This is a genomic window from Asticcacaulis benevestitus DSM 16100 = ATCC BAA-896 (assembly GCF_000376105.1).
In the GTDB taxonomy this organism is placed as follows: domain Bacteria; phylum Pseudomonadota; class Alphaproteobacteria; order Caulobacterales; family Caulobacteraceae; genus Asticcacaulis; species Asticcacaulis benevestitus.
Genome location: NZ_AQWM01000005.1, coordinates 143095 through 168997, shown reverse-complemented (window position 1 = coordinate 168997; position 25903 = coordinate 143095). Strand labels below are relative to the sequence as shown.

Below are 25903 nucleotides of genomic sequence, written 5' to 3'. Positions count from 1 at the left end.
GGCGGTTTAATCGATCTGTGCGCGTGACCGTAAGGGTAAACAAAAAATTAACCATAAAAACAATGCGTTAAATCAACTCCAAGTTAAGGCCTTTGCGCTAGGGTGGCTGCGGTGACGGGTTAAGGGACAAAAAATCCAACATATGAGCACAGTGCATTCACAGACCTCAAGGCTGCTGCGCAAGATCGATTGCGCCTCGAAGAGCCTGTTGATCGTTGAGGACAATGATGCCTCGCGCCGTCTGGTGATGGAGCTCCTGCGCGCCGCCGGTTTCAGCAATCTCAGCTTCGCTCGTGACGCCGAAGAGGCGATCGAGCATATCCAGACTCAAGGGCCCGACCTGTTGCTGCTCGACTGGGGACTGCCTGGCATGTCCGGCATCGAGCTGGTCAACCATATTCGCCAGGCGGCGCTCAAGCCAGATCCGCGCTTCCCCAATCCGCAATTGCCTATTGTTATGCTGACGGCGCGCCAGCGTGTGTTTGACGTTACCGTGGCCAGCCATGCCGGCATCAACGAATTTGTCGTCAAGCCGTTCTCGACCTCCACCCTGTTGAAGGCGATATCCTCGGCCCTGGTCAAGAAACGCGAGTTCGTCGCCGCGCCAGATTTTGTCGGGCCCGATCGCCGCCGCCGCAAGTCGGCCCTGCATCCCGGCCTTCTGCGTCGTGAAGGTGATGCCGATGAGGCCGCCAAAGTCCTCCAAAATCCTATGGCCGCCGAGATCGAAGCTCTCCGCGGCGCGATGCGCAGAACGCCAGGGCAGAAGCTTAACCGCGATCAGATCAATCAGGTGGTCGTGCGGCTGGTGCACACGCAGACCTTGGCGCATGACCTGCGCATGCGTCTGATCGAGCAGGCCACCAAGTCCCTGAATGCCTATGTCCACCTGTTCGGTGAGCAGGCTGAAGAGGAGGTGCTCGATGTTCACCTCGACGCTCTGATCCGTCTTAACGAAACACCGCACGCCGACCCGGACGAAGCGGTCAATATCGTCAAACATCTCAATACTCTCGTCAACAAGCGTAAAACCAATCGTAAGGTGTCACAATGAATGCGTTTGCTGTCATGGATAAGACTGCCGGTCCAGGCACGACCAATTTCAACCGCGATGTCCGCAGCCTGGCCAATCTGGGTGATACGGCCTCGACCAGTCGCGTCCTGAATCTGTCGCAGGTTTACGCCACCTCGGCGCGCGAAAAAGATTACCAGCTGAAGCCGTTTTTCCGCGACTCCCAGCTTAACAAGTGCATCCTCGTCAAACATACCCTGCGCAGCAATGAGCGCGAGTTGTTTACGCGCATCCGCCGCACCGCCACCAAGATCATCCTGCCGTTTGACGTCAACGATCTGAAGCTTGGTGGTCGTTCGATCATGGTCAACCAGATCGGTTTCGAGCACTTCTGCCGCGCCTATCTGAATACCGACGATGTCGCCTCCAGCAACGATGTGCAGGTGCTGAAGCTGCTTGATCAGTTGCCGTCGCTCGATCCGTTCCTGGTGCGCGAACATCTGGCGCGCCACGGCAATCGCCCCGGCGCCTGCTATCTGAAAATCTCGCCCTATGATATCCAGCGCATGATCGGTTTTGCCAACGAGGAAATCGAACGCCTGGTCCGTACCGCCTTTTCAAGTTCGATGAGCGGCGGTGCGGCTATCAAGCTGGCCGGCAAAATTCTCGCCAACGAACTCGACAAGGAACTGTGGCCCCTGAAGGCGACTCTGCGCATGTCGGACGACGAGTTCTCCGATGGCATTTTCTCATGGCGCGGCTTTCTCTATTTCAAGTGGCGTCACATCGAGTTGCAGGAAGAGATGCGCCGCGTACTGGAAGGCCTGGCCACCTATCAGCCGCTCGGTGCCTGCGATGAAGGCATGCGCGAATACCTGAAGGAGACGCGTCCGCGTCTGGCGCGAAGCATCGTCAATGCCGTCGCCGCTGTCGGCCGCACGCTCGGTGTTTACGATACCGCCTATCATGCGCTCGTCGATGCCTCAAACCCCGGCCCGTTCCGTCGTTTTCTGCTCGATGGGCCCAGCCTGTTTTACGAACTGGGCGAAAGCATCGGCATCCTTAGCCATATCGGCTCGTTCTGGTCGTATCGGATGGGGCAGCAGATGCTGACCCAACGTCTGACGCCGGCCGAATATGGCGATATCCTTATGGATTTTGAAGACTCGCTGATGGCGGTCGCGCAATACGATACCCGGACATGAGTCGGATATGTCGTCGTGTACCGCTTTTTCCATCCCGTAATGCCGCGTCGTCGCGGCAGATGAAGGTGCGTACCCGATGATCAAGTCCAGCACCGATTTCAGCGCCGGCATCTCCGTGGCCGCCAGCGAAAGCGATTTCTCAACGACACGGGAAATCCGCAATCTCGCCAATCTGAACCGTACCTGGTCATCGTGCCGTATCCTCAACCTGGCCAAGCTCTACACGGCCTACAAGGACAGCGACGACTATAACGCCAAGCCCCTGTTCGAGCACTCGGCGCTGAACCGCGCCCTCATCATGAAGCACACCCTGCGGCTGGACGAGCGCGACCTCTTTCCCAACGGCCGCCGCACGGTGACCAAGATCATCCTGCCTTACGATTCTTATGACCTGCGCCTGGGCGGACGCTCCTTATTCGTGCGCCAGACCGGCTATGAAACCCTGATGCGCAGCTATCTCGGTATCGAAGATATCGGCAAGAACCGCGACGCCCGTGTGCTGCGGTGCCTCGATGATCTGCCATCGCTCGATCCCTTCTTGTTGCGTGAACATCTCGACAAGGCGGGTTTCAATCCTTCCGGCGTCTATTTCCAGATTTCACCGCACGACCTAAGATCCATGACCGCCTTTACGGCGCGCGAGATCGAGAAGCTGGTCAATGTCGCTTTTGGCGGCGGCAAGGATGGCAAGGGCGCCACCAAGCTGGGTAACAAGATCCTGTCCGACAAGCTGACCCAAACCCTGGCGCCGCTGCAGCGGACCCTGCGCATGAGCGACGAGGAGTTTCAGGAAGGCATCATGTGCTGGCGTGGCTTTCTCTATTACAAATGGTGCCACGCCGAACTGCAGGATGGCCTGCGCGATGTGCTGGCCGGCATCGGCGGTTATCGCCCCAGTGGCGGCCATGACGATTCGCTGCGTACCTATCTGAAGAAGGCGCGTCCGCGTATCGCCAAGGCGATCGTGGCGGAGATCAGGGAGGCACGTGCTTCCCTCGACCACTACGACAAGGTCTATCACGCCCTTTCGGCGCGGCGCGATCCGGAGCCGTTTCGGCAGTTCCTGCTGTTCGGTTCCGAGTTGTTTCTCGAACTGGGCCTGAAGATCGGTACGCTCAACCACATCACTTCGTTCTGGCGCTACCGCATGGCGCGCGTTAATCGCAAGGGCGCTAAGCCGTTGCAGGATATCGAGTTCGCCGACATTCTGGTCGATTTTGAGAGCGGGCTGTTCAACGCGATGAAAAAAGACGAGATGCGCCAACGGGCTTAGTCCGCTCGCAAAAAAGGCTCGCCGATGACGGCGAGCCTTTGCGTCGTTTCTGCTTTTACAGAACCTACTTATCCATCAACTTTTGCATGAAATACGTATAGTCGATGGCGTATCTGCGGGCACGTTCCGGCAGGTTGGAGGCTGCCGCATGACCGCCTTCGGTATTTTCATAATAGTAGAACGGCAGCCCCATCTCTTCAAAGAGTGCGGCCATCTTGCGGGCGTGCACCGGTCCGACGCGGTCGTCCTTGGTCGAGGTCTCGAACAGGGGTTCCGGATAGGCGACGCCAGCCTTGACGTTGTGATAGGGCGAGATCGAGCGCAGGAAAGCGCCTTCGACCGGATCGTTCGGGTCGCCGTATTCGCCCTGCCACGAGGCGCCGGCCGACATCTTGGTGTAGTTGACCATATCGAGCAACGGCACCTGCACGTCGACGGCATTCCACAAATCCGGGCGCTGGGTGAGCTGGACGCCCATCAGCAGGCCGCCGTTGGAGCCGCCCATTATGCCGAGGTGGCGCGGCGAGGTGATCTTTTTGGCGATCAGGTCTTCGGCCACCGCCTGGAAGTCGTTATAGATGTTCTGGCGCTTGGTCTTGAGACCGGCCTCATGCCAGCCAGGGCCGAATTCGCCGCCGCCGCGGATATTGGCCAGCACGAAGGCGCCGCCCTTCTCCAGCCACAGCTTGCCGATCGTGCCTGAATAGTAGGGGGTCGAAGAGACCTCGAAGCCGCCGTAAGCGTTCAGGATGGTCGGGGTGGTGCCATCGAGCGCGATGTCTTTTTTGGCGATCAGGAAGTAAGGCACCTTGGTGCCATCCTTCGAGGTGGCCCAGTATTGCTGCACCTGCAAGCCGGCGGCGTTGAAGCGTTCCGGCGATGACTTGATCTTTTCGACGAGACCCGTCGCGGCATCGACATTGATCAGGGTCGAAGGGATCAGGAAGCTCGACACATTGATGAGAACGCGATCGGACTGATCGTCCGTCGAGGCCAGGTCGAGCGCCGCATTGGCGGGCAGGTCGAGCTTTTTCGCCGACCACTTGCCAGCCTTGTGCTCATAGCTCCACACCTCGCCGGTGACGTTGGACAGCAGCGACAGGATCAGGCGGTTCTTCGTCTGGCTGATGCCTTCGACCGACTGGTGCGAGTCCGGCTGGAACAAGAGGGTGGGCTCCAGCTTAGCCGGGGCGGCCAGGGCCCCTTTCAGATCGAAGACCAGCACGGCGCCGCTCTTGAAAGCCTTGCCGCCGGCCGAGGTCCAGTCTTCCTTCAGCGTGTAGATGGCCTGGCCGTCCATGAAGCCGGCGAAGTTCGAGCTTTGTGGCAGGGGCAGTTCGACCGGCTTGTCGCCGACATAGAAAAGTTGCTGGCTGTGGAAGAAGTCGAGCCCGCGATAGGCATAGTCCATCACATAGGCACCGCTGACATCGCGCAGTACGGTGCGACCGGCGCTGACATCGGTCTTTTCGCCGCGATAGATTTCGACCGCCTGATCAAGCGACTGACCGCGCTTGAGTGACTTGGTGATATAGGCGTAGCTCGACTCGGTGACATCGCCCGGCTGCCATTCGCGGGTGATGTAGACCGTATCGGCGTCACGCCACGTAATGCTCTGCTTGCCTTCTGGCAGCTCAAAACCGCCCTTGATAAAGCTCTTGGTGGTGATGTCGAACTCGCGCACGATGATGGCGTCCTTACCGCCGTCGGACAGTTCGATCAGGCAGCGCGTATAGTCGGGCGCCAGGCAGTTGGCGCCTTCCCACACCCAGTTCTTGCCCTCGGCCTTCGAGAGCGCGTCTATATCGAGAATGGTGTCCCACTTGGGTGTGGCGGTCTTGTAGCTGTCCCAGGTCGTCTGGCGCCAGATGCCGTGGGTATGTTCGCCATCCTGCCAGAAATTCTGTACCAGACCGCCATGGGCGAAGTTCGACACGGCGATGCGGTCGGTGGCCTGCAGAATGGCGAGGGCCTCGGCCTGGTTCTGAGCGAAGCGCGGGTCTTTCGACAGGCGGTCGAGTGTCGTCTGGTTGCGTGCCAGCACCCATTTCATTGCGTCCGCGCCGTCGATCTCATCGAGGAAGGCGCGCGGATCGGGCGCATCCTTAGCAGCAGTATTAGGATTGTCGGCGACGGTTTTGGCGACTGTGGTCATTTGAGCCCAGGAAGCGGAGGGTTGCGTAAGGGCGAGGCCGGAGAGGATCGCCGTGGTTACACATAAGGTTTTGAGGGAAGTTTGCATCGGGGAGCCCCACCTTTTTTCGGATGCTGAAAATTGCAGGTGAAACTAGCCGCTTTGTGGCGCTTGGCAAGATTACAAAAGAGTCATAAATCGGCTTCAAAAAAGAACTTTACAAAATAAAGTGTTTTATGTATTTTGGTCGCAACTGCAAAATCAAAATCTTCTTCCAGGAGCCCTCGATGTCATCTCTTTCCCTTACGGCTGATACATCTGCCAGCCCGTCCTCAGAAATGTTGGTAATGGATGGGGGGATGCTGTTCTGGGCCGGTCTGAGCTACGGACTGGCCAGCCTTGCTCAGTATCTTGTCCTCACCGGACATGTCCAATTGCTGCATCCCGCCATGATGGGCCTGATCTGGATGGGGGCGAGCGGCATTTTTGTCATGTTCGGTTTTGTCTTCAAGGTCGGCAGTGATCCGCTGGTGCTGAAACGGCCGTCGGTCAAACGTTTTCGCGCTGTCTGGGGCACCCTTATCATCGGCGCCGCCGTCGTTATCGCCGCCCTGATGATCATGATGGTCCGGTTCGGCGCCGGTGCGGAAGCCGCCTTTGTGATTTCGCCCGTCGCCATTTCCATCTATGGCATCGGCTGGCGCGTGGCGGCGCTGATGACTGGCAAGCGTTGGCCCAACCTCCTGTCGCTTGGCTGCTTCGCCGGCGCTATCGGGCTTGCCTTGCTTGCCGGCCAGCCGGAGCAATCGCTTGCCTATGCCGTCTGCCTGACCTTCTTCGCTGTCCTGCCTGGTCTTGCGCTCATGCTGCGTCAGAACGCCAACTAAATTCTTTAGGAACACACGCCATGTCCAATCTGCAATCCGATATTGACTACATGAAATCCCTGGCGGAGGCCGGTGGCCGCGGACCGCTGAAAAACGGCGCCACCCTGTTCTGGGCCGGTTTGCTCTACGGTGCGGCAGCGATCGCTCAATATGCCATGATCATGGGCTGGCTGCCCAAATCCTCGGGGATGTCGGCCTTTATCTGGCTGGGCGCCAGTGTGCTTTTTGGCATATTGGCAACGGTTTTCGGCTTTAACCGGCTGCGTGTCAGGGGATCGGTTGGAAACCGCGCCACCGCTTCGGCCTGGTCGGCGGTCGGGTTGGGCATTGTCGCCTTTATCGTCTGCATCGCGGTGATAGCCAATATCTACAAAACCGTTGAGCCCATGTCCTATCTGATAGCGCCGGTTATCCTGCTGATGTACGGCATGGGCTGGTGGGTCAGCGCCCTGATGTCGGGGCAGGGCTGGCTGAAAATGGTTAGTCTGGGCTGTTTCCTTGCCGCACCGGCGATCTCGCTGCTGGCGGGGCAACCTATACAGATGTTGGCCTATGCCGGTTGCCTGTTCCTTTTCGCCATGGTGCCGGGCATAGTGTTGATGCGCGCTGAAAAGGCGTAAGCTCATGGCAAAAGAACCAGATTCTGACTTCAATATCGAGGCTTTGGATGACGTCATCCACGGGCGCCTGCGATTGGGCATCATGGCTTTTTTGTCGACGGCCGAATCGGCGGATTTCACCCTGCTTAAGAACCGGCTCCAGGCGACGGACGGTAATCTTTCGGTACAGTTGCGCAAGCTGGAAGAGGCGGGATATGTGGCCATAGACAAGGCCTTTGTCGGTAAGAAGCCCCAGACGACGGTGACCCTGAGCGATGCCGGCCGCACCGCCTATATCGGATATCTCGACGCCATGCGCAAACTGATCGCGGACAGTGGTGGCTGACGGCTTCACGAAATAATCATTTCAATTGCAACCACATCGGCGCTACACTCGGATAAAAGAGGAAGCGCCCATGTTGGACTTGCAGGATGAGAAACCGAATTCCGACCTTCACGGTATTGTCGGCGGCTATGTGCCCGAACGTGCCGACTGGACTATTGATCAGGACTGGGCAGCCTATAGCCCCGAACAGCATGCCACCTGGAAGACGCTTTTTGAGCGCCAGATGAAGCTGGTGTCCGGCCGCGCCTCGCAGCACTATCTCGACGGGCTGGCCGACCTGCCGATCACCGCCGACGCCATCCCCGATTTCGATCGCCTGTCCGATGCGCTGGAAAAGCGCACCGGCTGGCGGGTGGTGGCGGTGCCGGGCATGGTGCCAAACGACGTCTTCTTCACCCATATGGCCAATCGTCGCTTTCCGGCCGGGCAGTTTATCCGCAACGCGCACCAGCTCGACTATCTGCAGGAGCCGGATGTCTTCCACGATATTTTCGGCCACGTGCCGATGATGGTCAATCCGGTCATGGCCGACTTCATGCAGGCCTATGGCGAAGGTGGATTGAAGGCGATGCGCCTCGGTGAACTGGACCGGATCGCGCGGCTATACTGGTATACGGTCGAGTTCGGGCTGATCGAGGAGAAAAACGACGTGCGCGTCTTCGGCGGCGGCATCCTGTCCTCTTTTACCGAGACGCGGTTTGCGCTGGAAGATGCCTCGCCCAATCGCATCGGCTTCGATCTGGAGCGCGTGATGCGCACCAACTACCGCATCGACGAGTTCCAGGAGACCTATTTCATCATGCCGTCGATCGATACCCTGTTCGACATGGCCAATACAGATTTCGCGCCGATCTATGAACGGCTCAAGGCCGAACCGGATTACGAGCTGTCAGAGGTTTTGCCGCAAGACCGTGTGTTCCATTGCGGCACCGGCGCCTATCACAAGGCGCTTCTGAGCATTTGACAGCGCTGCCGTCCCGTGGTCTCTAACCTGCAAAACGGGAGAAACATCATGGAACTTAATCGTCGTCATTTGCTGGCCGGTTTTTCGGCCTTGGGTCTGGTCGGCGCTTCGGCGCACGCGGCCGCCATCAAGCAGCCCTATCAGAAGATCGGTGTCCAGCTCTACACGGTGCGCGATGCCTTCGCCGCCGACCCGCTCGGCACGCTGAAGCGCGTCAAGGCGCTCGGTTTCGATCAGGTCGAAACCATCAGCTTCGGCGGCATGGCAGCCAAGGACTTAAAAGCGAAGCTGGGCGATATCGGCCTGACCGCGCCGTCGTCGCATATCGGTCTGGCTGACTGGCAAAGCCGTCCGGAAGCCGCGCTCGATGATATGGCCGCGCTCGGCGCCGATTATGCCGTGCTGGCCTGGCTGCCGGCAGAAGACCGCGGGAGCTGGAAGGCGTGGGCGGACAAGATGAATGCCTGGGGTACACTCGCCAAGGCGCGCGGTCTGGGCTTCGCCTATCACAACCATGATTTTGAATTCAAGAAGACGCCGGAAGGCGAGATGCCCTTCCATATCCTGCTTGAAAACACCGATCCGGCGCTGGTGACGTTCGAGCTGGATTGTTATTGGGCCAGCTTCGCCGGCCACGATCCGGTCCATGTGCTGCATGAGCACGGCGACCGCGTGCGCCTGCTGCACCTCAAGGATAAACTGGCTGATGGCGGTATGGCGCCGGTTGGTGAAGGCACGATCGATTACGCCGCCGTGCTGGCTCTGGCGCACAAGATTGGCGTCAAATACGGCTATGTCGAGCACGATAACCCCACCGACCCTTGGGCCAGCATCACGACCAGCATCAAGAATTTGAAGGGATAGAGACGACTAATCCTCCCCTGCGAAGCGGGGGAGGATAAATTTCTTCCTATTCCCCCGCCTTCTTCCAGTAATAATCGCTCAGCACAAAGAATGCCTGCTTGCGTTCGCCGTTCTCCGACTCCACACCTTTACGGTTCCAGCCCTGCTGCCAGGTGTTCTGACGGCGGGGCGAGCGGAAATCCTTCAATATCCACGGTGACAGGCCGGCGAGGAAGGGGATCTTGTCGGCCATGGCCAAGGTGTTGACGTAGTATTTCGCCTGATATTCCTCGGTGAAACGACCCTGCCGCTCCGGTTCATGCACGCCGGCTAAAGTCTCGGCGCCAAATTCCGACAGGATTAGCGGTTTGTTGAAGCTGGAATGCCAGACGGTGGCCGGTACATCGGCGATTTTGGCATTGCCATACCAGCCATTATAGGTGTTGACCGCCATGACATCGAGTTCGTGGATCAGCGGATCGTCGATGGTGATGTCGATATGACCATCGATCGTCTTGGTACCGGTCAGCAGCGCCGCCGACACCAGTCGTGAGCCATCGAGCGCCTTGGCTTCACGCGCGAGCGCGGTCAGGAAACTGTTGCGCGCATCAGAGATCGGCGTCTCGTTGGCGACGCTCCAGATGACGACCGAGGCGCGGTTGCGGTCGCGCAGAATGTTCTCGGCCAGCATGGTTTGGGCGGTTTTGAGCGTGTCGGGATTGCCGAACTTCACCGCCCAATAAACCGGGATTTCACTCCACACCAGAAGACCCATTTCATCCGCCATGCGCGTCGTGACCTCGGAATGCGGGTAATGCGACAGGCGGACATAGTTGCCGTTCAGGCCATGCTTGATCTCGCTCAAAAGGGCGCGCGAAGCCTCCGGCGTGATGCGGCGCGACGGATTGGGGCCGAACTCTTCCTCATGCAGGCAGATGCCGCGCAGGAAGATCGGCTGGCCATTGAGGATGATCTGTGTACCCTTGACCTCGATGGTGCGGAAGCCGATCCGGTCGGTCAGCACGTCCGCGCCGGCCTTGACCGTGACATCATAAAGCGTTGGCGTGTCGGGTGACCAGCGCTTGAGGCCTTTTGGTGCGGCTGCGCTTAAAGAGACGCGGCCATCGGCGCCGGTGGTGCCTTTCAGCGTCAGTTTCAACGCTGGCACGCTGACCTCGACCGCCTGTCCGGCCCTGGCATCACCTTCCAGCGCCACATCGGCCTTGATCTGGCCATCGGTGGTCAGGCGGATAAAATCGTCGTCGATAAAGGTCTGCGGCGTCGATACCAGCGTCACGTCGCGGATGAGGCCGCCATAGGTTTCCCAGTCGGTGACCTGCGTTGGCACCGAATCCGGCGTGCGCTCGGAATCGACCGCGACGACCAGATTGTTGCCTGTGGGGCGCAACAGGCCGGTGACTTCAAATGAGAAGGGGGTGAAGCCGCCTTCGTGTTCGCCCAGTCTGTGCCCGTTGAGATAGACCATGGTCTTGTAGTCGGCGGCGGCGAAGCGAATAAACTGGCGCTCCCCCGCTTTCGCGGGCGCATCGAAGCTTTTTTGATACCACATCAGGCCGTTGTAGTAGCGCAGTTCGGGGCTGTAGCCGATCCAGGCCGAGGGCACGGTGCCTACGGGGGCGCGCGCCAGATCGTATTCGTAAAAGACATCGGGATCGTTCTTCATCGCCTGTTCGACATTGACGTCCGAGCCGCGGCCCTTGGTGACGTCATAGGGCTTGCCGTGAAAATCGGCCATGCCATCCTTGTAGGGATCGACGCTGTAATGCCATGGGCCGGAGAGCGACAGCACGTCGCGCCGGTCGGCATTGACCAGCACGAACTGCGGCACCAGAGCGGCATAGGCCGCATTATCGGCAGGTTTGGCCGGTGCCGCCATGACGGGGGCGGTGGTTATCAAAATCGTGAAAACAGCGGCGAACAGGGGCTTGTGGCGGCGCATGGTCATCTCCCTCGTCTTTTATATTTGGCAGGACGCTAACCCTTAAAGATACCGGTGGCAAGATGCCGCATAACCGGCTTTTCCCGCAGCTTGCTAAATGGTCCCAAGGGGCGCAAGATGCCCAGATGAGACCTGTCCTGACAACTGCCGAACTGTCCGCCTTGCCAGCCGATCTGCCGCAATGGACGCTGGATGACGAAGCCAAGGCCATCTCGCGCGACCTTAAATTCAAGGATTTCCGCCAGGCCTTTGCTTTCATGACCCAGGTGGCGGAAGTGGCCGACAGGATGGACCACCATCCCGAATGGTCCAATGTCTATAATACCGTATCCATTCGCCTGACGACCCACGATTCCCATGGCCTGACCCAAGGCGACATCGAGCTGGCGAGACAGATCGACAGCGCTGCAAGCGGCGTATAAGTCCCACTCAAGCATTTAATTTTTATTTTTCTGACAGTAGTGCTTGAACACCAAAAGTTAGTGATCCCCTGAAGTTCAGGGGTCCGGCGGCGTCTATTAGAGGATCACGGAATACCCATGCTCGAAAAGAAAAACACCATTCTGATCGTTGATGATGAAGAAGAAATCCGCAAGATGCTCAGTATCTTCCTCGATGCGGCGGACTTCAAGGTGTGCGAATGTGATAGCGGCAAACAGGCCCTGCGTATGAGCGCTTCGGTTCGTCCCGATCTTATCCTGCTTGATCTAGGCCTGCCCGATATTGACGGCAAGGAAGTCATCACCAAGATCCGCGAATGGTCGAATGTGCCGATCGTGGTTCTGACCGCCCGCGCCGAGGATATGGAGGCGGCCCCCGCCCTCAATATCGGCGCCGACGACTATGTCACCAAGCCGTTTTCAGCCGAAGTGCTGCTCGCGCGTATCAACGCCAACCTGCGCAAATCGGCAGTCAAGGAAGTCGGCGATCCGGAAATCGTTCATGGCCCTATCCGCATGGATCTGGTGCGTCACGAAGTCTATATCGATGATGAACGGGTCGGCTTCACGCCCAAGGAATACGATCTGCTGCGCTTCTTCCTGGTCAACCGCGGCCGTATGCTGACGCACAAGCAAATCCTGAAAGAAGTCTGGGGTCCTGCCCACCTCGAGGATACGCAATATCTGCGCGTCTATATCGGCCAGGTGCGCGACAAGCTGGAAACCCGTCCGGGTCTGGGTAAGTCGATAGTATCGGAATCCGGCATCGGCTACCGGATGGACATGGTGAACTGATTTAGCTCATACGCCGCATGGCTTGCTTAGCATAAGCTCGGACGGCCGGTCGGAATAAGAAACGACCCTGACGAACGCCCCGAAGCCCGTTATGAATGATCATGACGGGCTTCGTCGTATTCAGCGGCTTCTTACTTACCCGTTCCTTATTCTTGAAGGTGCGCTCGCCTTTGTATATTTATGCGGAGAGCGATAGCGTTACCTTAAGGTTTCACGCCAAGTCGGCGGGGCTACAATAGGAGAACGCTATGCTCAACTGGATCGTTACATTCTTTATCCTGGCCGTTGTGGCGGCCTTCTTCGGATTTACAGGCCTTGCCGGCACCTTTGCTGAAATCGCCAAGTTTATCGCAGTGATCTTCGTGGTTCTGTTCGTGGCCAGCCTGGTCTACCGCATGATCACCGGCCGCAGCGCCAATCCCCCGCTATAAGCGCTTAAGGTCACAAACTAAAAGAGCCGGTTCTGAAAAGAACCGGCTCTTTTAGTTTGGCAATACCCGATAATCAGGCGGTCTTTTTATTGGAATAGTAAAGCGTGAAGACCGCGCCGCCTTCGGGGTGGTTATGCAATTCGATGCGGCCGTCGAGGAGGCGCATGATGTACTGGCAGATGGTCAGGCCAAGGCCGGTGCTGGCGTTTTGCTGATCGGTCTTTTGCAGACGCGTATACTTGTCAAAAACCGCCGCCTGTTGGCTCAAGGGGATGCCCTCGCCATGATCGCGGATGCTGACAAACCCCTCATTGCCCTTGAGGCCGTAGGCGACCTCGATCACCGGCACGGCTTCATTTGTCTTGGAGCCCTTGCGCGCGCCGTATTTGAAGGCGTTGTGCAGCACCAGCCCGATGGCGCGGGCACCCAGCATAGGGTCGGTCGTCAGCTCATCATTGCCGTCATCCGGCGCCTTGATCTGGATTTCACCCTTTGTCTTCAGGGGGCCCAGACGCGCCAGGCTGTCACGGATCATATTGCCGAGCTTGGCCGATTCAAACCGTGGTTTGACCGCATCGGCTTCGAACTTGGCCATGTCGAGAATATTGGTGATGAAATGATCTAGACGAAAAGCTTCGGTGAGGGCCGAGCCGATCAGCGACTTGCGCTTTTCTTCGCTCAGCTTGTCATAGAGCATGGTCATGACTTCAAGCGAGCCTATGATGGTGGCCAGCGGAGTCTTGAGATCGTGGGAGACGGACGACAGCATCTGACGATGCAGGTATTCGCGTATCTCGTCGTGCGTAGGGGAGGTGATCTCAGCAGGGGTCATGGTTATGTCTTACCAACAATAGCTTACGACAGCAAATCTATAGATGTATGCGAAGGAAAAGGGAGCAAGGCTTTCAGGACCTTACTCCCTTTTTGTTACCAAACGCGCCAGCCAGGGGAAACTGCGGTTCGGTCTGTGGTACCTCACTCAGGGGGACTAGTCTGCCGCCCGGCTGCGCGACGCCTCGGCATTGCGTTCCTTCTGATTATCGGATGCGGCCTTGATATCATCCGATGTGTCCGAAACCACTCTGGAAGCGGCGGCGCCGGTTTTGGAAACAGCGCTTGAGGCCGATTTGCCGGCGTCCTTGAGGGCCTCACCGGTTTTGTCGAGCGCCTCCTTGTCGGTGATCTCGTCCGCCGCCTTGCTCACCTTGGCGGGGACGGCGTCGATCGCTTCCCCGACATGTTCGCCAACGGTAACGACGTGGTTTTTGTTGTAGATCCACACACCGCCGATCACGACAATGATCAGCAGGATAATAAGCAGCAGAGTTGTTCCAAAGGAACTGCGCGGCGCGTCATTCATGGTTTAATCGTTCCAGCTGTCGGCAATGCTGACATACATGGCCAATTCGGCATCGTCTTCGTCGGCATCAAAGAGTACCGGCGGCACATCATCTTCGAAATACTCACCGTCAAGGCTGACCTGACGTACAGGCGCGGGCTTGGGGGCGGGAAAAGGAATGATCTGGGCGTTCATGGTGAGCTCCTTGATGGGAGTGGAAACTTAGGCCAAACGGGATTGAGGATTGCTGACAGGCGGAATTTCGGCCGGCAATTCGGGGTTGCTGTCCGGCAGGGGCTCCGGATTGACTTCCGGCTCGTGAGGCGGAATCTCCGGCTCTTCCGGATCGTTTGGGCCGCTGGTGGCGAAGGCTTCTTCAACGGCAGGTATCAAGCTGTGGATACGTCGCAGGGCCTTGGAGATATCCTCGATACGACGCTCCTGGTCGGCAGTTGCCGCATTACCACCTTCGCCTTCAAAGCGCAGATAATCATCGAGCGACAGGCCGAGTTCTTTTTGCGCCTCAATCAGGGTGTCGTAACCGGCCTCACTGATCTTTTGCGCCGCTTCAAGGCCTTTGAGATAGGTGTTGGTCCAGTCATTCAGGCGGGCAACCTGCACCTTGACATCGGTCTTGAGGCGGGCGGCGTCGCAGCCGGTCAGCAGCCGCTTCAGATCATGCGAAACCTTCTGCACCGAGGCGATGTGATCTTCGTCATAAAGCGCGGAGAGTGCGCCGAAATCAGGCGTTGAGGCGGTATCGGCACTGGCAGTCACACCCTGGCTTGTCGGGCTTGTTCTGACACTTGTATCGAGCATGGCTTGTCTCCTGATGGTAAAATTTTATCCGCAAATGGCGGACTTGATTTCACCTTAGGGAAAAGCCTGCAAAGGCTCAGTGCTTAAGCCGGAGATCGCCTGTAAGGCCAGCATAAGGGGCCAGACTTATGCCGCCGCAATTGTACGCGAAGCGCCCAGTTTTTGCGCCAGGATATCGGGCAGGACGGGCTTGGAGATATAGTCATCCATGCCGGCCGCCAGGCAGCGTTCGCGGTCGCCGGCGAGGGCATGGGCCGTGACGCCGATAATGGTGTGGCGCGGCACCCGGCCGGAATTTTCGGCTTCGCTTTCCCGTATACAGCTTGTCGTTTCCAGCCCGTCCATGCCATGCATCTGCACGTCCATCAGGATAGCGTGGAAAGGGCCCTGCCCCTCATCGAGCGCATGCCTGATCAGGGCCAGGGCCTCGGCGCCGGACGTGGCGGCCTGGGTGTCGTAACCCAATTCTTCCAGCATCAGCGACAGCACCATGATGTTGGGTTCGTAGTCCTCCACGATCAGCACACGGGGTTTGTGGCCATCGGGCGCGGGGCCTGGATGGTAATCCGGCGTGACGTCCACTGGCTTTTCGCTGCGCTTGCCTTCCGGCAGTGTCAGCGACACCATGAAGGTAGAGCCGTCGGAATCGCTTTTCACCTCGATATCGCCGCCCATGAGCTGGACCAGCGAGCGCGCGATGGAAAGACCGAGGCCCGAACCGCCGAAGCGGCGCGTGATGGTTTCATCGGCCTGGGTGAATTTCTCGAAGATGATCGGCAGCTTGTCGGCCGGGATGCCGATACCGGAATCGTGGACATTGATCGACAGGGCGTAGTGGCCGTTTTCAGCCGGCGCGGTCGTGGCGATAATGGCGATCTCACCGCGATCGGTGAATTTCAGCGCATTGCTGACGAGGTTCATGAGCACCTGCTGGAGGCGGGAGCGATCGCCGACCAGCCAGACACCGTTCGTTGTGTCATCGATGCGCAGGGTCAGGCCCTTACGCTCGATGTCCTGCCAGAACATGGTGCGGATGTCTTCCAGCACGGCTGAGACCTCGAAAGGAATAGCCTCCAGTTCGATATGGTCGTCCTCGATGCGGCTGATATCGAGCAGGTCATTGATCAGCTTGAGCAGCAGGTCGGCATTGCTGCGCAGGGTATCGACCATCTTGCGCTGGTCATCGTCAAGGCGGGTGCGCGACAGCACGGTGGCGAGGCCGGTGACGACGTTCATCGGCGTGCGGATTTCGTGGCTCATGGTGGCCAGGAAGCGGCTCTTGGCCTGATTGGCGGCTTCGGCTTTTTCCTTGGCGGCGGTCAGTTCGACGCTTTGCTGGGCGTTTTCACGCAGCAGGCGTTCCTTGGTGAAGGCGGCGACCATAATGGCGGGCAGCAGGTCGAGATAGGTCTGGTTGACGTCCTTGACCGCGTAATCGGCGGCGCCCTTTTCAAGCGCTTCCAGCGCGATGCGCTCGTCACCGCCGGCGGTCAGGATGACGGCGGGCGGCGCAATGGGCATCTCGGCCAGATGGTCGAGCAGTTCCAGCCCACTCATGCCTGGCAGGTTGTAATCGACCAGCAGAAGATCGAAATCACGCTGATTTAATAGTTTAAGCGCATCCTCGGCCGTTGCGGCGGTCTCGACCTTGAGGCCAAGCCGTTCCATGCGCTTTTGCAGCAGGCGCGCCAGGGCATCATCATCCTCGACATACAAGATGTTCTGTATGGAGGGCGGGCTAGCCTTGGCATCGTTGTGACCGGGATGGGGCATGGTATCTTACAGGCCTGTTTATCTTACATTTCCGACGGCCAAAGGTCTTCGGCAAGGGCAAGCTTAAGCGAACTATTTAATGTGTGGCACGCGAACTATGGTCAACATAAGGCCAAGCTTACGTATGGCTTCGGAAAAATCCTCGTACCCTACGGGCTTGGTCATGAAGGCGTTGCAGCCGAGCGCGTAACAACGGTCGATATCCTTCGGATGGTCGGTCGTGGTCAGCACAATGACCGGAATGCGCTTCGTGCTGTCATCGGTTTTGAGGCGGCGCAGGATCTCGAAACCATCAATATCCGGTAGGTTGAGATCGAGCACCACCACACTACGGTCGAGGTGTTCGGGGGTGGCGCCGGCGCCAAAGAAATAGGCGATAGCCTCTGTGCCATCCTTTAGGCGTGTGATCGGATTGAGCACGCCGACGCGCTGGAGGTTACGGTTGATCAGGCTGGCATGGCCTTCATCATCCTCGATCAGGACCACTGAAAAGGGCTCGGTATAGGTGCTTATCATGCCGCGCGCTCCTTGCCGGTCTGGTCATTGGAAGCGGCCAGAGGGTGGCGTTTGGGCAGGCTGAAATGGAAGGTGGTGCCGACATTGAGCTTGGATTCAAACCAGATGGCGCCGTTGAGTTTGCGTAACGTCGCCTTGACGAAGGCCATGCCGAGGCCGAGGCCGCGCACATCGCCGGTATTGCGGGCACGGCGGAAGATATTGAACACGCGCTCAGCGTCCTCGGCATCGATGCCGCGGCCGTTGTCGCGGATCGAGAAGATGTAATCGCGTGAGGTTTCCAGACAGGTGATCTCGATATGGCCGGGCTCATCGGGTCGTAAATATTTCACGGCATTGTCGAGCAGATTGGAGAAGATCTGCTCCAGCGCCACCGGATCGGTGATCAGGCGCGGCAGGCCTGAGGCCTTGACCTCGACGCCTTTGGTGGAAATCTCGTAACTCTGCGCGCCCATACATTTGTCGAAGACGACCTGGGCGTCCACAAGCTCATCACGGTAGGTGAACTTGCCGATGCGCGACAGATCGAGAATGGCGGTGGTGAGGGTATCCATGCGATCGACCGCATTGCCGATAAAGCCAAGCGCCTCGGGGATATCCTGTTTCAGAATAGTTTCCAGCCGCGTCCAGGTCTCGGTGCCGAGCTTTTTGCTCTGCGGTTCCAGCAGGCTGTTGACGTCTTTCACCGCCAGGCCCAACTCGTGCGAAAAGCCTTTCAGATTGACCAGTGGTGAGCGCATATCGTGCGAGGTGATGTAGGTAAAGGCTTCCATGTCGGCATTGAGCTGGCGCAGTTCTTCTTCGCGGTTCTTCTGCTCTGTGATGTCGGTATGGGTGCCGATCATGGTGCGGATCTGGCCGAACTTGTCCCAGGTGCCGATGCCGCGCGACATGACCCAGCGCCAGGTGCCATCCTTGTGCTTGAGGCGGAAGACGTTGTTGTAGATCGGTGTTTTCTTGATGATGTAGTCGTGGCGGACCTGCATATAGGTCTCGACGTCATCAGGATGGATGCGCTCGATGAGGTCGCGCACGCTGTCGCCCAGTTCCCCCTCGCCAAAGCCGATCATCGCCTTGAATTCGCGCGACATATACATGGTTTCGTTGACGAAATTGATCTCGTAAACCCCGTCATTGATGCCGTTCATCACCGCCCGGAAACGCATTTCGGAGCGAGCGTTGCGCGCCTCGATCGCTTCGTTTTCGGCTTCCAGTTTGATGATGATGATGGTGCCGGCGAGAAAAATGCCGATGCCAAGAATAGTGCCGATAATGACGATATAGAAGAAGTTGGTCTTGTGCGGTGCCACCAGCGTGCGGCGCTCTTCCAGACGGTACAGGCGGTGTTCAATATTGGCTTCGATCAGGCTGCGCAACTCGTTCATCTGGGTTTTCTGGATATCGAGCGCGTTCATGCTGATCTGCCCGCGACCGTGGGCGCGCATGTAATTCATCTGCGATTCCAGCAGTTTTTGCAGGCTGTCGACGCGGTCGAGCAGATTGTTGGTTTCGGCGAAAGCGTTGGATTCGTAATAGGTGGCCTGGCGCAGGGCGCGAATCTCATCGGGCAGGCGGTCGGCGGCGCGCTGGAAAGGCGCCAGATAGCGACCGTCACCCGAAAGAACATAGCCGCGCACGCCAGTTTCCATATCGACCACATCCATAAGAATGTTTTTCGTCTGGCGAATATTTTCATATTCGTAGCGCATGTAGTCGTTGAGATTTTGCGATTTTTGGTACTGGCTATAGATAATCATGCTGAAAGCGCAAAAAGCTATAGAAATCAGACTGAAAAAGGCCAGGTACAAATGTTTTACATTTATTCCCCACGGCGCTCTCATAGCAAATTGCCAACTTTCATGGCGCTATAAGATATTTATATCTTAACTCGCCCCATTATTACTGATTAGTCTTGTAAAAACGTTTGCCGCCGCACCCAAGGCTAAAACATTTAAGGGTCAGGCTAACCTACAGGCTGTAATAGGGCAATAAGTGTCAATCGTAAAAATATAAAGATAGTATAAGGCCGAAAAGCGCAATCTGTAGCCGTTTAACGTTTTGTGTGCCCGGGTTTGACGCCATGCGAGGTGCGCAGGCCATTCAGGAATGAGCTGGCCACATTCGTCACACGGTCCACCACGGGGGCAACAATTGGGGATTGGCTGCGGAAAATAAGCTCTACGCCCTCCCGAACCTGCCCGAAAATGCGGGTGGCGATCGTGGCTGCTATGCCCAGAATGATAAAGGTGAGGGCGGCCGTGCCAAGGCAGGCCAAAAGCACGCCCGCGCCCGCTATCAGCATCTGCGTATAGGTCAGCCACAGAAGCAGGCCGGTCATCAGTGCAAAAAGAAAGGTGCCAAATACGCCCAGAAGCATAACAACCACCAATCCGGATACCACGCTCATGAGATAGGCTTTCGACGCATTGAGCTTTTTCGTTGCCGATAAAAGCTCGAAAACTCGTGAAATCCAAAACATGAAGTGCGGTCTCCGGTGATGCGTTATGCTCCAGGATGTATTCGGCTCAAAAGTCAGACCGGCGCCAGGGGAAACGCCGGTCTGACCTTTTGAATAACCTAGCGACGGGTCAGAAGCGCGCCGATAATGAAGCCTGCGCCGAGCGCGATGGCCGATGAGCGGATCGGGTTGCTCTTGATTTCGTTTTCAATCTTGCTGGTCGCGTTCTTGCTGTTATCGATCGTGCGATCGAACAGGCTGCGCACCTTCTGGCCGGCTTCGTTGGCGTAACCACTGACGTCATTGAGCACGTCATGGCCGCGATCCTCAACATCGCGCAGCGTGTCACGGGCGGTGTTGCGAATGTCGTTTTCGGCCAGGCTCTTGGTGACGTTGGCGGCGACTTTGGTGGCGGAAGACAGCATGGGATTTCTCCTTACGAGAAAAACAGGATATGAATGGGGGGAGGAAAAATGGGGGTCACGTCCACGGCGGGCTTGTCTTAAGCCCAGGGGCTGGGGGGGCGGAGACGGGCTTGAGATAAGCGGCTGTGGACGTGATGTGCTCAGACTATCGGGCCATCTTTAAGGAAGCGATGCGCTCACCATGGGCTGAAAATAAAGAACGCATAAACGCCGGATATTTTCTTAAGCGCTTACCCCATCCTTACGTGCAAGGCCGCATCCGGTGCGTCAATTTTATGCTCAAGCGGCTAGGGTTCGGTGATCGCCAAGGTCGGCGACGCATCTTTATCCAGGAGATTCACCATGACGGTTAAAGCCAGTATCAAGGAAACAACGGGCGCTGCGGAAGAAGAGCTCGGCGAAGCCCTCGGCAATGACAAGATGGCCGACAAGGGGCGTCAGTTGCGCAACGAAGGCCGTATTGAAAACGGCAAAATGCCCAAGACCCACACGCCGGGCACCGAAAAAGATCACTGATCCTTTTGCCGAATAGGCCTGACTAAAAAGCCTCCCGCATTTCGTCGGGAGGCTTTTTGATAACGGTCCTTACTCCGCTGCGTTTTTTTGGCTGTCCGCGGGTTCGTAACCGAGATGATTCAGCAGGTCCTTGATCTTGATCGAGGCGAAGTGGATCGAGGAATCGGCCACGCCATAGGGCATGAAGATCCATTCGCCGCAGCGCAGGGCGCCACAGGTATAGATGACGTTGGGCACATAACCTTCGCGGTTGTCTTCCGAAGGCGACAACAGGGCTTCCTTCGAACGCGCCAGAACGATGCGCGGATCATCCTTGTCGAGCAGGGCGGCGCCGAGCGAATACCGCCGTACCGCGCCAACGCCGTGTGTCAGCACCAGCCAGCCCTCCTCAAGCTCGATCGGTGAGCCGCAATTGCCCATCTGGACCAGCTCCCACGGCGCCTCGGGGCCCAGAATCTTGTCGCCATTGTTCCAGGTGTATTTGTCGTCGCTCTCCAGATAGAAGACGCTCTCGTGATCCAGCCGGCCGACGGCCGCCCAGCGCCCGTTGATCTTGCGCGGGAAAAAGCCAAGCCCCTTGTGTCCTGCTGCGGCGCCGCGGAAAGGCGTCAGCCGGAACGAACGGAAGTCCGAGGTTTCCATACATTCGCAGGCGGTTTCCTTGCCGTTATAGGCCGTGTAGGTGCCCATATAGGTGGTGGTGCCGCTTTCATCATGGAACCTGACCATGCGCAGGTCTTCCAGGCCGTTGCTTTGCGAGCGTGTGACCGGAAACAGCACCGTCTCGGAAATCGGGCAGGCCTGATGACCGTGTACCGTCACGGCGCCATCAACCGGCGCAGTGCCCAGCGGTTTGGCGGCAACGGCGAAATCGGCTTCTGGACGTAATTCCATCGAGCCATCCGGATAAAACGTGCCTTCGCGGAAGGACACGGTCGAGATATGGCCTTCGCCGACCGTGCGGGTCGACATGACGAAATTGGTGCCGCCATTGTTATTGCTCTGATCAGGGTGGGGCACGACCGATGGGTTCATGACCGCCGCCGCCTGATAGCTGTATTCGTGACAGAAATAGGCGCCGATCAGCGCCATATGATCCTCATCGAGATTCTCCATCCCGCCCTGTATGGCCTGTATGGCGTTGAAGCGTTCCAGGAAGATGGCGCGTGTCTGCCAATGCCGGCCGGTGAAGTCGCGGTTGACGATTTCCAGCTCCTGCCGCACCGTTTCGGCCGACATATGGATGATGGCGTCGCAGATGCGGCCGACGCGCGACATCGTGCCCATGGCACTGTCGCGCGGGCTGTTGGAAATCGAAAACGGCAGGATAACGACGCGGTCTGGGTTGGAACGCAGCATCGTGGGGCTGATCAGCATATCGGTCATAGGATGTCCTCAGATAGGTATAACGCGTGCGGCGGGCCCTTTTATAGGGCCCGCCTGAAACGGATTGTTGGCCAAGCCGGCAGTTTACAGCTCGGCCTTGAGTGCGGCCCAGCTCATGGGGTAGGAGAGGATCGACTCTGCGCCCTGGTTCAGGTTCAGACCATTCGGATTGAGTCCGTCATAGCAACCGCCGTCGCCATCAAGCAGGGAAAGACCGGAAGTGTTCTCACCGTGGAACCAGGCAAAGGCGCGCAAGGCCTCTGCCTTCCAGTGCTCGTCACCGGTAATGCGCAAGGTGCTCAGGCAGGCGTCGATTGTGGCCAGGACTTCCAGCGGCTGCTGGTCGTAAAGGGGGTGATCGGGACCATCGGCGGAGAAGCGTGAATTGGGGATCGGCACGAACACGCCGCCGCGCGTTTGCTTTTGCATCAGCCAGCGCATCGCGGTCAGGCCATCGGCGATCATGTCTGGCTCTGACAGGAAGGCGCCGCCGACAATCAGGCCTTCACAGACCCGCGCATTATCGTAGGAAAGCTCAGGCTCGAACCAGCTACGGCCGTTCTTGCTGTGGCTCTTGTAACGGTCATGCACATCGCGGGTGAGATAGCGCACCATGACCTGAATGTCCTGAGCATCGCCGAAGACGCCGAAGGTGCGGACCAGGGCCTTGATCATGACAGCGCGCGAGCGCAACGAAGCCCAGGCGCCGGCCTTTTGCATGACCTGATAGCCGAGATCGCAGGCCCACTGGCGCAGATCGGCGGGCAGGCTGGAGCGCGCCACATCGACCAGCGATTCATAGGAGCGGGCGTTGCAGTCGTCGAAGCCACCGTCATCGAGCCATTGACGGCCGTAAGACATGAAGTTGCGGAAGCCTTCGCCGTTCCAGGCGTGGTTCATAAAGGCGGCGTAGCGATAGGCCAGTTGCGTTTGTTCAGCCGTCAGAGGGCCGAGGTTCGACTGACGCGCCACCATAGACAGGGCTCGGGCATTGTCATCGGCGCAATAGCCATGCTGGCGATCGGGCAGGCGATACCTGCCATGCTGAAAGATGCCGCAATCGTCGGTCATGCGCTGGATCGCGGCCCAGGACGGCGCTGCCGGCAAGGCGTGCGCGTCATGCTCAGCGGGTGCTTCGTGCGCGATAACGTCGTGACGGGCGCGGTTGACATAGGCCTGCGCCACCGCCGACCAGCGCGAGGGCTGGGCCGCCATGTAGGCGCGCATCGACATATCTGAGCGCATCTTGTCATCGCCCAGCAGCGCAGAGATGGCGGTGGCGAAAGCGCCGGAGTCGTTGAAGGGGCAGAGGGTGCCGACACCGTTGGCCAGCGCTTCGACCGCGTGCCAGTAGGGGGTGGAAACCGTCGGGCGGCCGAGCGCCAGAGCGTAGGACAAGGTGCCCGACGTGATCTGGGTTTCGGTCAGGTAGGGCGTAACGTAGACATCGGTAGCCTGCAGAATATCGATCAGGTCGTTGTCATTGATGAAGCGGTTGATGAAGCGGATATTGTCTTCAACGCCCAGATCCTTCGCCATCTGTTTCAGGCTGTCGCGGTATGTCTCGCCCTCGTCGCGAACCAGGTGCGGATGGGTGGCGCCGATGACGAGATAGACGACATCCGGCGAGGTCTTGCGGATTTCCGGCAGGGCGGCGATGACGGTTTCGATGCCCTTGTTCGGCGACAGAAGGCCAAAGGTGGTGAGCGTCTTCTTGCCGGAGAGATGCAGCAGCGATTTGAATTCATTCGTGTTGCGCAAAGGGCGCGACGGGGCGCCATGCGGCACCACGGTGATGTGTGTGTCCGCAACGCCGTAGACGCGCTTGAGAATGGCCGCGCCCTTGTGCGCCATGGTGACGAGGGTGGAGGACAGGCGGATCAGGTCGTTCATCACGCGGCGCTGCTCATCGTTCGGATTTTCCAGAACGGTGTGCAAGGTGGTGACGATCGGCATATTGAGGCGTTCCAGGCAGGCGATCAGATAGGCGCCGGACGGGCCGCCATAGATGCCGAACTCATGCTGCACGAACAAAACCTGTGTGCCGTTGCTGTTCAGTTCGTCGGCAAGATCGCGGTAGGCCTTGATGTCGTTTTGCGGCACCTGATGGGTGACTTCGAGCGGATAGTCATAGGTCGCGCCCGGATCGTTCATGGCGATGACGTTCCAGTCGGCGTCGGGCAGGGCCTTCGACAGGCAGGTGTACATATCGCGGGTGAAGGTGGCCAGACCGCACTGACGCGGCGGAAAGTTGCCAATGATGGCGGCGTGGGTCAGGTCGACATCTTCCGCAGTCATCAAACGCGGCGGGGCTATGACCTTGAGACCGCTCTGAACGCTGTGGGGCAAGCCTTCGGTTTCCGCCTCAAGATGGCCGGCAATTTCAAAACTGTTGGCTTGTAACATGAGGCGCTCCGGGGGTTAAAAGGCGCCCAGCAGCAAGTGTACAGAAGAAGCCTCTGAAGCCAGCTTATGCGGGGCAGAACGAGAATGGGACGGCAATTGTAAGGAGAGCGGCAAGGTAAGCACGTCCTTGCGCTGTGAACCGACAGTGACGGTTCGCCTGTAAAGAATCAGTATGGTTAGAGGTGCACTGCAATAAGTGCGCTGTCACAGTTGCGTGAATCCGCAGGGAGGCTGCAGGGGTTCAGCGTGGCCAAATCTGCCATGGCGGCAGACGCTATTGGCCTTGGTTCATCGGGCCTGCGGATGCGCGCCCTGAACCTGTATAAGCATAGCACGTTCGTTCGCATGTGCACAAGGCGTTTGACGGCAAGGCCCGGAAAGGGGGCGGTTGCTATGCTGCACTTGCTAAAAATAAGCGTGTAAAGCAGGATCAGGAAGCTTGACGATTACGATGGGGAGGATTTTAGTCATCGTCATGACAGCGGCGGCTAAGGTTCATCCCAAAGAGCATAAATTATCGGCCTGGCAGGCGGCGGGATGCAGCTTTCTGCGTTTCGATCTTGTGCCTGACAAGGGCGTGGAACTCAGCAAGGTTTTCCACGACGAGATCGTCATCCTGGCCTTCAGGGGGACGGCGTGGTCGGCCGGCCAGAACAACCAGACCTATGAGGAACGGGCCGATTGCCTGATCCTGCGCGATGCCGGTCAGGTCTATTCGGCCCGCATGGAGCATATCGATCCGCAAGGCGCCGTATGCCGCGAGATACATATCCGGCCGGAGCGCCTGCGCGAACTTTATGAGTTGGCCGATGATGTGCTGCCGGCGTTCGATTTCAAGCGCCCGGTGATCGAAAACCGGCCTCTCACCGAGCTCTTGTTCAGGACACATGCTCTTTACGAAGCGGACGGTTGCGAACTGGAGCGCAGCAGTCACCTGCTGTGGCTGGTGGGCGCCATCGCCCGCGCGACCAGCGGCCAGGCCTTGCGACTATCCGCCAAGTCGTGCAGCCGGCGCAGCCGCATGGTCATCGACTATATCCGCAACCATTTCGACCAGAAGATCGCCCTGCCGGAACTGGCCGAGCTGGTCCAGATCAATCCCTATGTGCTGTTGCGCCAGTTCCGCGCCGAAATCGGCGTGACACCTCACGATTATTTGCAGGCCTATCGGTTGTATCGTGCGCGACAATATATGCAGGACGGGGTAAGATTGGCGGAGGTGGCGATCCTGTGCGGCTATGCTGACCAGAGCCACTTCAATCGCCAGTTCAAGCAGAGATTTGGTATCACGCCAGGACAGTTTTCGCCGCGATTGTCAGGCGTAAGATGCGCGCGCTCAGTAGTTAGTATGCAATAGCGTTAAAGTCGGTCATTAT

At 58.1% G+C, this 25903-nt stretch carries 26 protein-coding genes; 13 read left to right on the top strand and 13 right to left on the bottom strand.

The genetic code is table 11. The features are described from left to right. Positions 1-142: 142 nt before the first annotated feature. The 3 genes from B060_RS0109190 (at position 143) to B060_RS0109180 (ending at position 3490) form a co-directional block, all read left to right on the top strand. Positions 143-1054, top strand: a complete 912-nt coding sequence (locus B060_RS0109190) for a response regulator (protein WP_018081485.1) — start codon at positions 143-145, stop codon at positions 1052-1054. Positions 1055-1068: 14 nt separating this feature from the next. Further along, positions 1069-2217 carry a hypothetical protein gene (locus tag B060_RS0109185; protein ID WP_164468319.1) on the top strand — a complete coding sequence of 383 codons (1149 nt, stop codon included), beginning with the start codon at positions 1069-1071 and terminating at the stop codon, positions 2215-2217. A gap of 76 nt (positions 2218-2293) precedes the next feature. Continuing rightward, a complete protein-coding gene (locus B060_RS0109180) occupies positions 2294-3490 on the top strand; it encodes a hypothetical protein (RefSeq protein WP_018081483.1) in 1197 nt (398 codons plus the stop codon). Positions 3491-3554: 64 nt separating this feature from the next. Here the strand turns inward: B060_RS0109180 and B060_RS0109175 are convergent, their stop codons facing one another. Further along, positions 3555-5645: a prolyl oligopeptidase family serine peptidase gene (locus tag B060_RS0109175; RefSeq protein ID WP_018081482.1), complete on the bottom strand. Its 2091-nt coding sequence runs from the start codon at positions 5643-5645 to the stop codon at positions 3555-3557. Positions 5646-5911: 266 nt separating this feature from the next. Here B060_RS0109175 and B060_RS0109170 point away from each other — a divergent pair, with 266 nt between their 5' ends. The 5 genes from B060_RS0109170 to B060_RS0109150 all read left to right on the top strand — a co-directional run bounded on the left by B060_RS0109170 (position 5912) and on the right by B060_RS0109150 (position 9284). Continuing rightward, the gene (locus B060_RS0109170) at positions 5912-6511 is read left to right on the top strand and encodes a hypothetical protein (RefSeq protein WP_035422875.1); all 600 of its coding nucleotides are present in this window, start codon (positions 5912-5914) and stop codon (positions 6509-6511) included. A 20-nt stretch (positions 6512-6531) separates the two neighbouring features. Next, on the top strand, positions 6532-7131 hold the full coding sequence (locus B060_RS0109165; RefSeq protein ID WP_018081480.1) for a hypothetical protein: 600 nt from the start codon (positions 6532-6534) through the stop codon (positions 7129-7131). 4 nt (positions 7132-7135) lie between these two features. Continuing rightward, the gene (locus tag B060_RS0109160) at positions 7136-7456 is read left to right on the top strand and encodes a winged helix-turn-helix domain-containing protein (RefSeq protein WP_018081479.1); all 321 of its coding nucleotides are present in this window, start codon (positions 7136-7138) and stop codon (positions 7454-7456) included. A 70-nt stretch (positions 7457-7526) separates the two neighbouring features. Continuing rightward, positions 7527-8420 (top strand): phenylalanine 4-monooxygenase, encoded by an 894-nt coding sequence (phhA, locus tag B060_RS0109155; protein WP_018081478.1) that lies wholly within the window; start codon positions 7527-7529, stop codon positions 8418-8420. Positions 8421-8468: 48 nt separating this feature from the next. Beyond that, positions 8469-9284, top strand: coding sequence for a sugar phosphate isomerase/epimerase family protein (locus B060_RS0109150; RefSeq protein WP_018081477.1), 816 nt, complete (start codon positions 8469-8471; stop codon positions 9282-9284). Positions 9285-9330: 46 nt separating this feature from the next. Here the strand turns inward: B060_RS0109150 and B060_RS0109145 are convergent, their stop codons facing one another. Then, a complete protein-coding gene (locus B060_RS0109145; protein ID WP_236621542.1) occupies positions 9331-11223 on the bottom strand; it encodes a glycoside hydrolase family 2 protein in 1893 nt (630 codons plus the stop codon). Between the two features lie 125 nt (positions 11224-11348). On the opposite strand from B060_RS0109145, the gene B060_RS0109140 reads away from it, so the two are divergent. The 3 genes from B060_RS0109140 (at position 11349) to B060_RS0109125 (ending at position 12889) form a co-directional block, all read left to right on the top strand. Next, positions 11349-11645, top strand: coding sequence for a 4a-hydroxytetrahydrobiopterin dehydratase (locus tag B060_RS0109140; RefSeq protein WP_023447255.1), 297 nt, complete (start codon positions 11349-11351; stop codon positions 11643-11645). Positions 11646-11762: 117 nt separating this feature from the next. Beyond that, entirely contained in the window at positions 11763-12458 is a 696-nt protein-coding gene (locus B060_RS0109135) for a response regulator (protein WP_018081474.1), read from the top strand. A 248-nt stretch (positions 12459-12706) separates the two neighbouring features. Continuing rightward, the gene (locus B060_RS0109125; RefSeq protein ID WP_018081472.1) at positions 12707-12889 is read left to right on the top strand and encodes a DUF1328 domain-containing protein; all 183 of its coding nucleotides are present in this window, start codon (positions 12707-12709) and stop codon (positions 12887-12889) included. 73 nt (positions 12890-12962) lie between these two features. Here B060_RS0109125 and B060_RS0109120 read toward each other — a convergent pair whose 3' ends face one another. The 9 genes from B060_RS0109120 to B060_RS0109080 all read right to left on the bottom strand — a co-directional run bounded on the left by B060_RS0109120 (position 12963) and on the right by B060_RS0109080 (position 20219). Continuing rightward, positions 12963-13721 (bottom strand): sensor histidine kinase, encoded by a 759-nt coding sequence (locus tag B060_RS0109120; RefSeq protein ID WP_018081471.1) that lies wholly within the window; start codon positions 13719-13721, stop codon positions 12963-12965. A 156-nt stretch (positions 13722-13877) separates the two neighbouring features. Beyond that, positions 13878-14249, bottom strand: coding sequence for a hypothetical protein (locus B060_RS0109115; RefSeq protein ID WP_018081470.1), 372 nt, complete (start codon positions 14247-14249; stop codon positions 13878-13880). 3 nt (positions 14250-14252) lie between these two features. Next, positions 14253-14423 (bottom strand): hypothetical protein, encoded by a 171-nt coding sequence (locus tag B060_RS27145; RefSeq protein WP_018081469.1) that lies wholly within the window; start codon positions 14421-14423, stop codon positions 14253-14255. Positions 14424-14450: 27 nt separating this feature from the next. Continuing rightward, positions 14451-15047 (bottom strand): hypothetical protein, encoded by a 597-nt coding sequence (locus B060_RS0109105; RefSeq protein WP_018081468.1) that lies wholly within the window; start codon positions 15045-15047, stop codon positions 14451-14453. Between the two features lie 126 nt (positions 15048-15173). Continuing rightward, positions 15174-16820 carry a hybrid sensor histidine kinase/response regulator gene (locus B060_RS0109100; protein WP_018081467.1) on the bottom strand — a complete coding sequence of 549 codons (1647 nt, stop codon included), beginning with the start codon at positions 16818-16820 and terminating at the stop codon, positions 15174-15176. A 72-nt stretch (positions 16821-16892) separates the two neighbouring features. Further along, the gene (locus B060_RS0109095) at positions 16893-17336 is read right to left on the bottom strand and encodes a response regulator (protein ID WP_018081466.1); all 444 of its coding nucleotides are present in this window, start codon (positions 17334-17336) and stop codon (positions 16893-16895) included. After that, on the bottom strand, positions 17333-19093 hold the full coding sequence (locus B060_RS24145; RefSeq protein ID WP_236621543.1) for a sensor histidine kinase: 1761 nt from the start codon (positions 19091-19093) through the stop codon (positions 17333-17335). The genes B060_RS0109095 and B060_RS24145 overlap by 4 nt, the downstream gene beginning before the upstream one ends. A gap of 293 nt (positions 19094-19386) precedes the next feature. Further along, positions 19387-19815, bottom strand: a complete 429-nt coding sequence (locus B060_RS24140) for a hypothetical protein (protein ID WP_023447256.1) — start codon at positions 19813-19815, stop codon at positions 19387-19389. Between the two features lie 98 nt (positions 19816-19913). Then, positions 19914-20219, bottom strand: a complete 306-nt coding sequence (locus B060_RS0109080; protein WP_018081463.1) for an ElaB/YgaM/YqjD family protein — start codon at positions 20217-20219, stop codon at positions 19914-19916. Positions 20220-20561: 342 nt separating this feature from the next. Between B060_RS0109080 and B060_RS27570 the strand changes: the two genes are divergently transcribed. Then, on the top strand, positions 20562-20735 hold the full coding sequence (locus B060_RS27570; protein WP_018081462.1) for a hypothetical protein: 174 nt from the start codon (positions 20562-20564) through the stop codon (positions 20733-20735). 69 nt (positions 20736-20804) lie between these two features. On the opposite strand, the gene B060_RS0109070 is transcribed toward B060_RS27570, so the two are convergent. Beyond that, positions 20805-22121, bottom strand: a complete 1317-nt coding sequence (locus B060_RS0109070) for a glycoside hydrolase family 130 protein (protein WP_018081461.1) — start codon at positions 22119-22121, stop codon at positions 20805-20807. Positions 22122-22205: 84 nt separating this feature from the next. Then, entirely contained in the window at positions 22206-24527 is a 2322-nt protein-coding gene (locus B060_RS0109065; RefSeq protein WP_018081460.1) for a glycosyltransferase family 4 protein, read from the bottom strand. Positions 24528-24978: 451 nt separating this feature from the next. Here B060_RS0109065 and B060_RS24130 point away from each other — a divergent pair, with 451 nt between their 5' ends. After that, positions 24979-25884, top strand: coding sequence for a helix-turn-helix transcriptional regulator (locus tag B060_RS24130; protein WP_018081459.1), 906 nt, complete (start codon positions 24979-24981; stop codon positions 25882-25884). Positions 25885-25903 lie beyond the last annotated feature (19 nt).